The following is a 12,782-nucleotide window of genomic DNA, read 5'->3' on the forward strand; positions in this document are numbered from 1 at the left end:
GCGTGGGGGCCGGACGTCCGTCCAGCCCCCACGCAACGTCATGCGGGTTGTTCCGCCGCCGCCGGCTCCCGCCAGGCGGTCTGGATGAGCCGGGCACCCCGGCGGGTGCAGAGCAGCGCCCGACCGGGTGGCAGGTGGCGCGCCTTGGTGTTGCCGAGCAACGGACCTTCGCTGGGCGGGCAGGAGAGCGCCACGTCGGGGCTGTTGGTTTCCTGGAGCCGGCGGATCAGCGGGTCCATCGACATCCGCATGACGTTGGCCGCGCCGCGGGTCAGGACCAGGTGGAAGCCGATGTCCGCACCCTGCGACAGGTAGGGCACCAGCGGCAGCAGCGGGTTGTCGTGGCCGGCGAGCAGGTCGTAGTCGTCGATCAGGATGAACAGCCGGGGGCCGGTCCACCAGTCCCGACGTCGGAGCTGTTCCGGGGTCACGTCGGAGCCGGGCATCCGGGGCCCGAGACCGGCGACCGCGTCCGCGATGGTCTGCTTGGTGGAGTCGACGGAGACGGAGTACCCCAGGCGGTACGCCTCTGGAACGGCGTCGAACAGTTGCCGCCGGTAGTCGACGATCAAGAGCCGCGCCTCCTCCGGGGTGTACCGGCTCGTCACCGACTGGGCGAGGTGGCGCAGCAGATTCGTCTTTCCGCTCTCGCTGTCGCCGAGCACGGTCAGGTGCGGCAGGTCGGCGAAGTCGTGCCAGACCGGCTGCATCCCGGCCTCGTCCAAACCCAGGGCGATCCGTATGTCGCCGTGCGGCTCGGGCAGCGACTCGGCCGGCAGTAGCGCGGGCAGCGTACGCACCGGTGGTGCCGCTGGGCCGGTCCAGAAGTCGCCGACCATCGCCGCCAGCGCGCGTACCCCGTCGGTGAGACTGTCCGGGTCGGCGACGCCGTCGATCCGCGGCAGCGCTGCCAGGAAGTGCAGCTTGTCGGCGGTGAGGCCACGGCCGGGAATCTGCGGCACGGTGGCGGCCATCCGCAGGTCGATGGTGGAGTCGACCGGGTCGCCGAGGCGAAGTTCGAGCCGGGTGCCGATCTGGTCGCGCATCGCGTGGTGGACCTCCGACCACCGGGATGCGGTGAGCATCAGGTGGATGCCCAGGTTGAGGCCCTGCGCGGCGATCTGCCGGACCGCGCTCTCCAGGGCCTCGAACTCCTGACGCAGGGTGAACCAGCCGTCCACCACGAGGAACACGTCGCCGAGCGGGTCGTCGGTGATCCGTCCGTCGGCGCGCATCTGGCGGTACGTCGGCATGCCGTCCACGCCGAGGTCGCCGAAGCGCCGCTCTCGTTGACTGATCAGGCTGGTCACCTCGGCGATGGTGCGGCCGACCCGGTCGGTGTCGAGCCGGCTGGCGACACTGCCGATGTGCGGCATGTCGGCCATCGCGGCGAGCCCGCCACCGCCGAAGTCGAGGCAGTAGAACTGCACCTCGTACGGGCTGTGGGTGAGCGCGAGGCTGCTGATCAGCGTACGGAGCAGGGTGCTCTTGCCGCTGCGCGGTCCACCGGCGATGCCGACGTGACCGCCGACGCTGGAGAGGTCGGCGATCAGCAGGTCACGGACCTGCTCGAACGGCTTGTCGACGAAGCCCACAGGTGCGGCGAGCCGCCCGTTGCCGGGCCATCCGGCCGCGGTGAGCCCGTGGTCGGGATCGGGGACCAGGCTCGGCAGGAGCTGGTCCAGTGTTGGCGTGGCAGCCAACGGAGGCAACCACACCTGGTGTGCCGGCGGTCCGTGGTCGATGAGCTGCTCCACCACCGTGTGGAGCACGCTCGGCGCTGCCGAGGGCCCGGTCTCGCCCTCCTCCACCTCCGGGGTGTCCGCCGGCTCAGCCGGCTCGGGCTGCCGGTACGGCACGTGTTCGAGCGAGTACGGCACCACCTGCTGTTGCACGACCTCCTGGCGTACCCGGTTGGTGGTGCTGCGGTACGGGCCCGACACGTAGCCGGCCTTGAACCGGATCAGCGTCGACACGTCGGTACGCAGGTAGCCGTTGCCCGGGGCGGGCGGCAACTCGTACGCGTCCGGCACCCCGATCACCGACCGGGACTCCATGGCGGAGAACGTCCGTAGTCCGATCCGGTAGGACAGGTGCGACTCGAGCTGACCGATCCGGCCGTCGTCGACGCGCTGGCTGGCCAGCAACAGGTGCACCGCGAGGGACCGGCCGAGTCGGCCGATCATCACGAACAGGTCCATGAAGTCGCGGTGGGCGGCGAGCAGTTCGCTGAACTCGTCGACGACGACGCAGAGGGTGGGCAACGGGTCCAGGACCGCGCCCTGCAGCCGGGCCCGCTCGTACTCCAGCACCGAACTGAACCCACCCGCCTGGCGGAGCAGTTCCTGGCGTCGGACCAGCTCGCCGTGGAGCGCGTCCTGCATCCGGCCGACCAACGCGGCCTCGTCGGCGAGATTGGTGATCACCGCGGAGGTGTGCGGTAGCCGGTCGAGGCCGAGGAAGGTGGCGCCGCCCTTGAAGTCGACCAGGACGAAGTTCAGCGTCTCCGAGGAGTGGGTGGTGGCCAGGGCGAGCACCAACGTCCGCAGCAACTCGCTCTTGCCGGACCCGGTGGCGCCGATGAGCATCCCGTGCGGCCCCATGCCACCGAGCGCGGACTCCTTGAGGTCCAGCTCGACGGGGGTGCCTTCGGCGTTGATGCCGATCGGCACCCGCAGCCGCTGCGCGACCGGCCGGGGCGCCCATAGCCGGTCCAGGTCGATATGGCGCAGATCGGGAATGCTCAGCATCGCGCTGAGGTCGAAGTCCGACTTGAGGTTGTCCGCCGCGGTCTCGGTGACCACACCCAATCGGTACGGCGACAGCAGCCGCGCCAGCACCGTGGTGTGGCCCGATCCGATCCGGTCCGGCGCGGCGAACCGGTTGCGAACCTCGTTGCCGACCCGGTCCTGACGCACCATGAGCAGGTTGTCGCCGTCGACCTCCAGGCAGAGCGCGCCCTTGCCGGCAGCCGGGGTCGGGTCGTCCAGGTCGATGAGGACGGTGTTGCGGTAACCGGCGGTCGCCATCCGGCTGCCGTTGCCCAGCCGCCCGCCGTCGCGCAGTACGACCACGAACGGCTCGTCCCGGCTTGGCGTGGCACCCGTCTCGTACCGGGGGCGGGTGGTGAAGCTCTCGCCGAGCAACTGTTCCACCTGCTCGACGGTGGCCGCGACGAGCCGTGCGGCACCCGCGGCGTCCTGATTGGTGGGATGCTGCAGGTGCGGCAACCACTTTGTCCACTCCCAGGCGGCCAACCCGTCGTCGGCGACGCAGAGCACCAGGCGGACCTCCTCCGGGGCGTGGAAGGTCACCAGCTGCGCGATCAGCGCCCGGACCACCGGACGGGTCTGCGTCTTCTCTCCGGCCAGCCGGATCTGGGCGAACCCGCGCAGGAAGAGCGCGATCGGCTGCTCCTGGATGGTCGTGTAGGCGCGGATGAACCGGCGTAGCGACTTCGCCGCCAACGGCTCCAGGTCCTCGATCGGCTTGGTCTGCATAGGGGTGATCCGTACCGCGAGCCGCTGGTCGCCGGTGCCGACCCGGACTTCGAGGAAGTCGGGGTGGGTGGGCCGCCGCTCCCACCGCCGCGACGTCATCGCCAGCGACCACAGCGAGCGCGGGTCCGGGTGCTGCCAGCCGGTGGCCTCCCGTTGGCGCAGCACGTGCTGACGAACCCGCTTGCGGTTCTGGGCGAGGTACCGCAGGTAGTCGCGACGGTCACCGCCCAGCTTCGCCTTGCGTTCGACGCCTCCGACGGCGAACTGCGCCAGCACCATGCCCAGCATCGCCACGGCCATCAGGCCCAGGATGATCCAGGTGAACGCCCCGCCGCTGCGGTTGATGAACATCAGCACCATGACCCCGGACATCAAGGCCATGGGCAGCACCATCATCGCCTGCCGCATCCCGCCGCCCTGCGGTTCGGGTAGGACCGGGGGCTCCTGGAGACTGATCTCACCGGAGGGCATCTCCGGGCCGCTGCGGCGTGCGGGGCGTCGGAACAGCACCGTACTCAAGGGGCAGCCTTCCACGTAGCGGGTGTGACGCCCGCATCCTCTGCTCACGTCGGGCCGTCAGATCTGACCAGCCCACCCCTGCTACGACGTACCGGAGACCCGATCGGGTCAAAGTGTTCCGAAAGCTGATGAAGGAAAATTTGAACCAGCGGCGGGTGCGGGCCGTCAGGGGGACGTGAGCGTCGCCGCGCCTGTGGAGATGTGCCGACTCGTCGTGTCTGGACCGGGTCGGCAGATCGATGTCGCCGTACCAACGAACGTGCTGGTCGCCGACCTGCTTCCCGCCCTGCTGCACCACCTCGGTGGCAACCTCGCCGACGCGGGGCTCGATCATGGCGGCTGGGTGCTACAACGGCTGGGCGGTCCGCCGCTGGACGAGGAGAGCACGGCTGCCCTGCTCGGGCTTCAGGACGGCGAGACCGTCTACCTACGTCCTCGCTCGGACCAGATTCCGCCGGTGGACTTCGATGACCTCGCCGACGGCCTCGCCACCGGAGTACGCGGCCGTTCCGCCCTGTGGCGGCCGGAGATGATCCGCTGGAGCGCCCTGGGGTTGTTCGCGATCGTGTTGGCGCTCGGGGCCACCGTGCTGGCCCTGTCCGGCCCGCCCCTGGGCCGGGCGATCTGCGCCGGTGTCGTCCTGTTGCTCTGCATGGGCGGCGCCTTCGGGCTCACCCGGGCCGGGGCGGACCGGGCGTTCGGCATCGTGGCGGCGGTGGGCGCGATCGGGTACGCGGGGCTGGCCGGCATGATCGTTCCCGATCTGACCCGGGACAGCTCGGCCCTGGTCGTCGGTTCGCCGCAGTTGTTCAGCGCCTCGGTGGCCGTGGTGACCACGGCTGCGCTGACCGCGATGCTGGTCGGCTGGGCGGGACCGTTCTTTGCCGCGATCATCTCGGCCGGGCTCCTCAGCGCTCTCGGGTCGGCCCTGGCGGCGTTCGTCTCGCTCAACGCGGGGCAGGCCGCTGCGGTGATCGCGGTGGTCGCCACCGTGGCGACCATCCGGGTGCCGCTGCTCGCCTTCCGACTCGCCCGCATCTACCTGCCGCCGTTGCCGACGGAGCCGGAGCACCTGCAGGAGGACATCGACCCGGAGCCGAGCGAGCAGTTGCTGGCGCGGACCGCGGTGGCCGACCGGTACATGAGTGGCCTGTACGCCGGGATGGCGCTGGTCGTCGGGGTCTGTCTGGTGGTGCTCGCCCGCGCCGGCGGCTGGGCGCCGTGGACCGTGCTCGCCCTGGTCTGCCTGATCCGGCTGCTGGCCCTGCGGCCGATGACCAGCGGATGGCACCGCCTCGCGCACGCCCTGCCGGCGGTCACCGGGCTGGTGGTGTTGGCTCTGATCAGCGTGGCGTCGGCCGCTACACCCGTTCGGCTGGCTCTGTCCGTCGCGGTGCCGCTGCTGGGCGGCCTGGTGCTCTTCGCCCTGGGCCGCTGGCTGCCGGAGCGTCGGCTCATGCCGTACTGGGGACGGATCGGCGACATACTGCAACTTGTCTCCACGGTGGCCCTGGTCCCGGTGCTGCTCGCCGCCCTCGGCGTGTACGAGGCCGTCCGGGCGCTGGCGGGCTGAGCCGTGCAGTCGCGTCGTGACCAGGTGGAGGCCCAGACGTACGTGCTGGGCAGGTTGACCGGTGCCCTGGTCGGTGCCGAGCCGGACGGCCTGGAGAACCCGAACCGCCGGATGGTGCTGGGCACGATCGTCGGGGTGCTGGTCGCCGCGCTCGTCGTGGTGGGCTTCACTGTCGTCGGCGCGCTGTTTCCGGGTGGGGCCAGCTCGTGGCGACAGCCCGGCGTTCTGGTGGTGGAGAAGGAGACCGGCACCCGGTACGTCTACGTCGACGGGCTGCTCCGGCCGGTGCTCAACTACACCTCGGCTCGAATGCTGTTCGGCAAGGAGCCGAAGGTTGTCACGGTGTCCCGCAAGTCGATGCGGGAGGTGGCGCACGGTCAGCCGCTCGGGATCGTCGGCGCGCCGGACGCGCTGCCAACCGCCGGCACCGTCGATCAGCAGGTGTGGACGGTCTGCGCGGTGGTCGAACCGGACCAGGCCGGCACCGTCTACTCGGTAGCCACGTTGCACATCGAGTCGAGTGACGGGCCGCGCGACGATCGGCCGCTCACCTCGAATCAGGCGATCCTGGTCAAATCGGAGGAGCAGACCTTCCTGGTGTGGCAAGGGCGGCGACTGCGGCTGACCCAGCCCTGGCTGACCCGGGTGCTCGGCTTCGACGGAGGCGCGTTCCCGGTCTGGGCTGGTTGGCTGGAATCGGTCCCGGTGGGGCCGGACATCGGGCCACCTGACGTACCGGGGCGGGGTAAGCCGGGGCCGATGGTCGACGGTCGACAAACCCTTGTCGGTGAGCTGTTCACCGCGCACACCCCGGGGAACCCGGAGCGGCACTACCTGCTCCAGCAGGACGGGCTGGCCGAGCTGACCCCATTCGCGTACACGGTCGCCGCCGCCGATCCCGAGACCGCGAAGGCGTACGCCGGGCGGCCGGTGCAGCCGAGCGAGCTCAGCCCTGGCGCGCTGGCCACGCTGCCGGTCTCCCGCCGACCCGCGCTCGCGGCGGACCTCCCGACGACCCCGCCGCGGGTGGCGGCCACCCCGGATCAAGGCACCTGGTGCGTGCGGCAGTCCATCGCGGACGGTGGGGTTGAGGTGACGGTGGATCTACCGGTGCCGCCCACCCGCAACGTGGAGGCCGGTGCGGGGGTCACCTTCAGCTCGCGCACCGTCAACGCGGTGGCCGTGGCACCGGGCCTCGGCGGTCTTGTGCTGGCGGGTCGGGCCAGCCAGGCGGCCGGCTCCGGTCTCTACCTGTTGACGGACACCGGGGTGAAGTATCCGGTGGGTTCGGCGGCGGTGGCGGCCCAGCTCGGCTTTCCAACCACGGTGGCCCGCCCGGTGCCGCGTCGGCTGTTGGAGATGCTGCCGACCGGGCCGCTGCTCGATCCGTCCTCGGCGAGGGGGTGATTGACAGGCAGATGCCCGTCCGTCCAGGAAATGAGTCATCCCGTACTCAGCTTGATGTGATTTCCGGTCAGTTAGGAGTGTGTCATGCCAGCAGGATTGCAGATTACCGATGAGGCGACCACCGTCGAGCTCATCAGGGCGTTCGGTACCGCTTATTCCGACCAGGCCACCGCGCTGAACCAGGCGAACGCGACGCAGGGCGACCTCGCCAGTGGCTGGCAGGGCAAGGCGTCGAACACCTACAGCGCCGGCCTCGACGAGTGGAAGGCCGGTCTGCAGAAGGTGTCGGCCGCGCTCGAGTCGATTCGGGACAGCATGAACGAGTTTGCCAACCTGACCCAGAGCACCGAAGACGACAACATCATGCACGCTCAGCTTCAGCCGGTCTCCACCGCGGCCGCGAGCTGGACCTGATTCTCACCCGGAATTCGAGGAGGAAAGCGTAATGGCTAACTATTCGGTTCGTACCTCATCAATGGATGACGGCGCAACCAGCCTCCAGAGCATCACCGAGAAGCTGGCGGCGTCGCTGGAGCAGCTTGAGCAGCGGGCTTCGGTCTTCAAGAACGCGAACAGCGGTCTGGCGATCGACGGTTACGACCAGGCCCAGCAGTTGTGGAGCCAGGGCATGACGGAGATGCAGAACGCGCTTCGGGGTCACGCCAGCAACCTGGTCAAGATCAACAACAACTACATGGACACCGACCAGCGGGGCGCGGGCCTTTTCCAGCGCTGAGTTGTCACCTTCGGGGCGGACAGCGGTCGTCCAATGTCCGCCCCTCGGCTGGCTGTTTGATCAAGGATGAGCGCGCGACGCGCATCCGGCGGGCGGCACGGGACGATGCGCTCGTGCCGCCCGATCGATCTTCTCCAACGAATACCGCCTTGGATCTCCGAAAGGACCTGTTGCCGTGCCAGACAAGATCAAAGTCGATGAGCCTTACCTCCGGGCTCTGGCGGAGAAGCTGATGACGATTCGTAACCAGGTTACCCAGGTCAGGGCCGGCGTGAATCCGCTCGACCCGGGCCATCCGCACGGCGAGCGCTTCAGCCTCCTGCAGATCCGGGCTGGCTCGGACAAGTTCACGGCCGGCAACAACGTGAAGACGAGGATCACCACGGTCGGCGGCCAAGCCGACCAGAAGTTGACCACCTTCGACCAGAGGTTGTCGAGCCACGCCCAGGGCATTGCCCACATCATCGCGTCGAGCGACGACGTCGAGCGAGCGAACGGCTCGTACGCCGCGTTCAACTCGTATTTCGGCGGTCCGACCTCGGTTCCGGGTGCGCCGGGTACGCCGGGTGCGCCGGGTACGCCGGGTGCCCCAGGTGCGCCGGGTGGCACCGGTGCCCCGGGTGGCACCGGTGGCACGGGTGGCGCCGGTGCGGGTGGCGCGGGCGGTAAGGGCGGCTCCACTACCTGAGCGAGATCCGGCGCACCTCATTCATGACGGCGACGCGGATGTCATTGCGTTGAGTGGAGAACCTCGATGACTCAGCCGAATCCCAGTACTCTGCCCGGCACCGACCCGTTGGGTCTGCCGGCCTGGGAGCAGGGTCTCATCGAGGTTCTCGGCGCCGGCGACATGGACAGTCGGCGGTTCACCCGGCCCGCCTGGCTCAGCTTGACCCTGGCCGGCACCTACATCAAGGCCAGCAACAAGCCGTGGAACGACTCGATGGGCACGCCGGGCGCGAACGAGTTCACCCTCTACCGGAAGACCGCTGCTTCGGTGTCGAACACGGGCGGCGTCAAGCATGAGGCGTTCTGGATTATCAAGGGGCGGGTCGACTGGTTCTCGAAGTCGGGTGGCGGCTATTCGCCGCACGAATATTTCTGGAATGAGTTCTGGACCCATTCGCGGGACATTTTGGACGCTCCGCCCACTCCGTTGCCGTTGGATCCGCAGAGTTTCCACACGGCGGCGGAGTCGTTCTACAACCTGTCGATGTGGTTGGACGGTTCGGCGCAGCGCATCCAGGCCGAGATTGACAGTCTCGGTTCCGGCGGTTCGGGTTTTCAGGGTTCTTCGTCGCAGGCGCTTTCGGATGCGTTGAAGAATCTGCACGGCGAGATGAAGCTGTTGCGGCAGGATCTTCAGACCTCCGACGACTGGGTGCGGATGCTGCATGACAACGGTGATGCCGCGCAGCGTTTCTGGACGCAGATCCGCCAGGTGTGGGCAGATTTCGCGAGTCGGCCGGAAAACCAGCCGAACACGATGGTCGCGCGGGCGATGAAGGATATTGAGTCGTCTATTGACGACCTCAGCAGGAAGACCGACGGCTGGAACCTGAGCGCCGCGAAGAATGGCGATCTGACCATTTGGGACAACCTCCAGAACTGGTATATTCCGATCGATATCGGCGATGGTCTTGGGTCGAGGGATTACGACTTCAAGCAGCCGGCTACGGCGTTGCAGCAGCTTGACGCGAGGATGCACGAGGCCTTCACCAAGGCTGCGGCCACTTTGCATCTTGCGATGTCTGAGCGGTTCAAGGAGTTGCGGGACAGTTTTGAGCGTTCCTATACGAATATGGTCGATCTGCAGACGTACGTGCCGATTCCGCCGCCGACCGCGGGCGCTGGCGGTAACGGTGGTGGTGCCAACCTGAACGACATTCTCGGCAAGCTCGGTGGCGGTGGTGGTGGTGGCCCGAAGCTGAGCGACGTTGCCGGTGGTGGTAGTGGCCTCGGTGGTGGTGGTGGTAGTTCCGGCCTGGCCGACGTTCTCGGTGGCGGTGGCGGTGGCGGTGGCGGTGGCAGTTCCAGGTTGGCCGACGTTGGCGGTGGTGGTGGCAGCCTGGCCGACGCTCTCGGTGGTGGTGGCAGTTCCGGGTTGGCCGACATTGGTGGTGGCGTTGGTGGTGGTGGCAGTCCCAGTCTGGAAGACCTTGTCGGTGGCGGTGGTCTGGAGGGCGGTGTCGGTGGATCAACCGGAGGACTGCCGTCTGGTCTCGACCTCGGCGGTGGTGCCGGCGCCGGTGCCGGTGGTCTGACCGGTGGTGGTGTCGGCGCCGGTGGGCTGCCAGGCGGTGGTGTCGACCTTGGTGGCCTGACCGGTGGTGGTGTCGAGTTGCCCGGTGGGGGTAGCGGGGTTGGTCTCGGTGGTGGTCTGGGTGGTCTTCCTGGTTTGGGTGGTCTGAACGGTCGGCCTGGTGATGACAATCAGGCGGCCAAGCCGCCGATCGGGGTTCCCGGGGCCGGTGACTTCGACGAGATTCCGTCGCCGATCGATGGCCTGCCGGGTGCGGGTGGTTCGTTCCCGGGTCTGGGTGGTTCGGGTTCGGGTGTGTCGATTCCCGGTTTGGGTGGTGCGGGGTCGGGTGGTTCGTTCCCGGGTCTGGGTGGTGCGGGTTCGGGTGTGTCGATTCCCGATCTGGGTGGTGCGGGTTCGGGTGGTTCGTTCCCCGGCCTGGGTGGTTCGGGTGTGGGTGGGGTGGGGGGTAACGACTTCTTCGGTGGTAGCGCTGGCGGCGATCTGCCGGAGTTGGGTGGTGTGGGTGGTGTGGGGTCCGGTAGTGGCGGTCTTACCGGGCAGCCCAGTGCCCCGTTGCCGAATGGTCTGATGGTCGGCGCGCTCGGCCCGGCGCCGGTGGCCCCTACCTCTGGGATGGACGGTTTGATCCCGGGGGCTACCGGGGCGGCGGGTGCGGGCGGAGCCGCGGGAGGGTTCCCGCCCATGATGCCGCCGATGGGTGGCATGGGGGGAGCAGGTGGTGGTCAGCAGGAGAAGGAGCGTGAGCGCACCACCTGGTTGGCCGAGGAAGAAGAGGTGTGGGGTACGGATCCGAACGTCATGCCAGGGGTCATTGGCCGTGATGAGGTCCCGGACTCGGTGGGGGAGCGTACTGCCGGGTCGCCGAGCGGCCCCGGCACGCCCGCGTCCCCGTACGGCCCGGCCCGGGAAACCGGCCGGCAGAACAACCGGCAAAGCTAGAAGGACTTGAGCATGAAAATTCGTAACCAGGGTGCCCAGGTCAGAACTGGCGTGAATCCACTCGACTCTGCATTCAGTGGAGAACTCCGATGACCCAGCCGAATCCCAATACGCTGCCCGGCACCGACCCGATGGGTCTGCCGGCCTGGGAGCAGGGTCTCATCGACGTGCTCGGCGCCGGTGACATGGACAGTCGGCGGTTCACCCGGCCGGGCTGGCTCAGTTTGACCCTGGCGGGTACCTATATCAAGTCCGGAAACCAGCCGTGGAACGACTCGATGGGTACGGTGAACGCGAACGAGTTCACCATCTACCGGAGGACCGCTCGTTACGTATCGGCCAACTATGCCTCGCATGAGGCGTACTGGATTATCAAGGGGCGGGTCGACTGGTTCTCGAAGTCGGGTGGCGGCTATTCGCCGCACGAATATTTCTGGAATGAGTTCTGGACCCATTCGCGGGACATTTTGGACGCTCCGCCTACTCCGTTGCCGTTGGATCCGCAGAGTTTCCATACGGCGGCGGAGTCGTTCTACAATCTGTCGATGTGGTTGGACGGTTCGGCGCAGCGCATCCAGGCCGAGATCGACCGTCTCGGTTCCGGCGGTTCGGGTTTTCAGGGCTCTTCGTCCCAGGCGTTGTCGGATGCGATGAAGAATCTGCACGGCGAGATGAAGCTGTTGCGGCAGGATCTTCAGACCTCCGACGACTGGGTGCGGATGCTGCATGACAACGGTGATGCCGCGCAGCGTTTCTGGACGCAGATCCGCCAGGTGTGGGCAGAATTCGCGGGTCGGCCGGAAAATCAACCGAACACGATGGTCGCGCGGGCGATGCACGCTATCGAGAAATCCATCGACGATTTGGGGCTAACCACCGAGGGCTGGAACACCACGGCATGGGACAACGGCGACCTGATTGTTTGGGAAGACCTCAAAGAGTGGCTGATTGAGATCGACATCGGCGATGGCGCTAAGCCGGGTATATACGACTTCAAGAAGCCGGCTGAGGCGTTGCAGCAGCTTGACGCGAGAATGCATGCGGCCTTCGTCAAGGCTGCGGCCACTTTGCATCTTGCGATGTCTGAGCGGTTCAAGGAGTTGCGGGACAGTTTTGAGCGTTCCTACACGAATATGGTCGACCTGCAGACGTACGTGCCGATTCCGCCGCCGACCGCGGGCGCTGGCGGTAGCGGTGGTGGTGCCAACCTGAACGACATTCTCGGCAAGCTCGGTGGCGGTGGTGGTGGTGGCCCGAAGCTGAGCGACGTTGCCGGTGGCGGTAGTCGTCTCGGTGGCGGTGGTGGTGGCACTCCCAGCCTGGCCGATGTTCTCGGTGGTGGTGGCAGTTCCAGGCTGGCCGACGTCGGTGGTGGTGGTGGCGTTGGTGGTGGTGGCAGTCCCAGTTTGGAGGACCTTGTCGGTGGCGGTGGTCTGGACGGCGGTGCGGGTGGATCAACCGGAGGACTGCCGTCTGGTTCCGACTTCGGCGGTGGTGCCGGCGCAGGTGGCCTGACCGGCGGTGGTGCCGGCCCTGGTGGCCTGCCGGGTGGTGGTGTCGGCGCCGGTGGACTGCCGGGTGGTGTCGGCGCCGGTGGACTGCCGGGCGGTGGTGCCGGCGCAGGCGGCTTGACCGGTGGTGGTGCCGAGTTGCCCGGTGGAGGTAGCGGGGTTGGTCTCGGTGGTGGTCTGGGTGGTCTTCCTGGTTTGGGTGGTCTGAACGGTCGGCCTGGTGATGGCAATCAGGCGGCCAAGCCGCCGACCGGGCTTCCCGGCGCCGGTGACTTCGACGATATTCCGTCGCCGATCGACGGCCTACCGGGCTCCGGTGGTGTGTCGATCC

7 protein-coding genes and 1 pseudogene are annotated in these 12,782 nt (G+C 67.9%); 7 read left to right on the top strand and 1 reads right to left on the bottom strand.

Annotated features, from left to right (window positions below; all coding sequences use genetic code 11):
- Nucleotides 1–38: 38 nt before the first annotated feature.
- On the bottom strand, nucleotides 39–3,971 hold the full coding sequence (gene eccCa / locus ACLQ28_RS20350; RefSeq protein WP_425687874.1) for a type VII secretion protein EccCa: 3,933 nt from the start codon (nucleotides 3,969–3,971) through the stop codon (nucleotides 39–41).
- Nucleotides 3,972–4,233: 262 nt separating this feature from the next.
- On the opposite strand from eccCa, the gene eccD reads away from it, so the two are divergent.
- From eccD to ACLQ28_RS20385, 7 genes and pseudogenes are all read left to right on the top strand, one after another.
- On the top strand, nucleotides 4,234–5,592 hold the full coding sequence (gene eccD / locus ACLQ28_RS20355; protein ID WP_425687862.1) for a type VII secretion integral membrane protein EccD: 1,359 nt from the start codon (nucleotides 4,234–4,236) through the stop codon (nucleotides 5,590–5,592).
- Between the two features lie 3 nt (nucleotides 5,593–5,595).
- Nucleotides 5,596–6,999 (top strand): type VII secretion protein EccB, encoded by a 1,404-nt coding sequence (gene eccB, locus ACLQ28_RS20360; RefSeq protein ID WP_425687863.1) that lies wholly within the window; start codon nucleotides 5,596–5,598, stop codon nucleotides 6,997–6,999.
- An 84-nt stretch (nucleotides 7,000–7,083) separates the two neighbouring features.
- A complete protein-coding gene (locus ACLQ28_RS20365; protein WP_363719789.1) occupies nucleotides 7,084–7,413 on the top strand; it encodes a WXG100 family type VII secretion target in 330 nt (109 codons plus the stop codon).
- Nucleotides 7,414–7,444: 31 nt separating this feature from the next.
- On the top strand, nucleotides 7,445–7,735 hold the full coding sequence (locus tag ACLQ28_RS20370) for a WXG100 family type VII secretion target (RefSeq protein WP_363719791.1): 291 nt from the start codon (nucleotides 7,445–7,447) through the stop codon (nucleotides 7,733–7,735).
- A 232-nt stretch (nucleotides 7,736–7,967) separates the two neighbouring features.
- Nucleotides 7,968–8,423, top strand: coding sequence for a hypothetical protein (locus tag ACLQ28_RS20375; protein WP_425687864.1), 456 nt, complete (start codon nucleotides 7,968–7,970; stop codon nucleotides 8,421–8,423).
- Between the two features lie 66 nt (nucleotides 8,424–8,489).
- A complete protein-coding gene (locus ACLQ28_RS20380; RefSeq protein ID WP_425687865.1) occupies nucleotides 8,490–10,940 on the top strand; it encodes a hypothetical protein in 2,451 nt (816 codons plus the stop codon).
- Between the two features lie 89 nt (nucleotides 10,941–11,029).
- Nucleotides 11,030–12,782, top strand: a pseudogene (locus ACLQ28_RS20385) (hypothetical protein); the annotation flags it as partial.

It is taken from the genome of Micromonospora sp. DT201, assembly GCF_049841575.1.
GTDB lineage: Bacteria > Actinomycetota > Actinomycetes > Mycobacteriales > Micromonosporaceae > Micromonospora.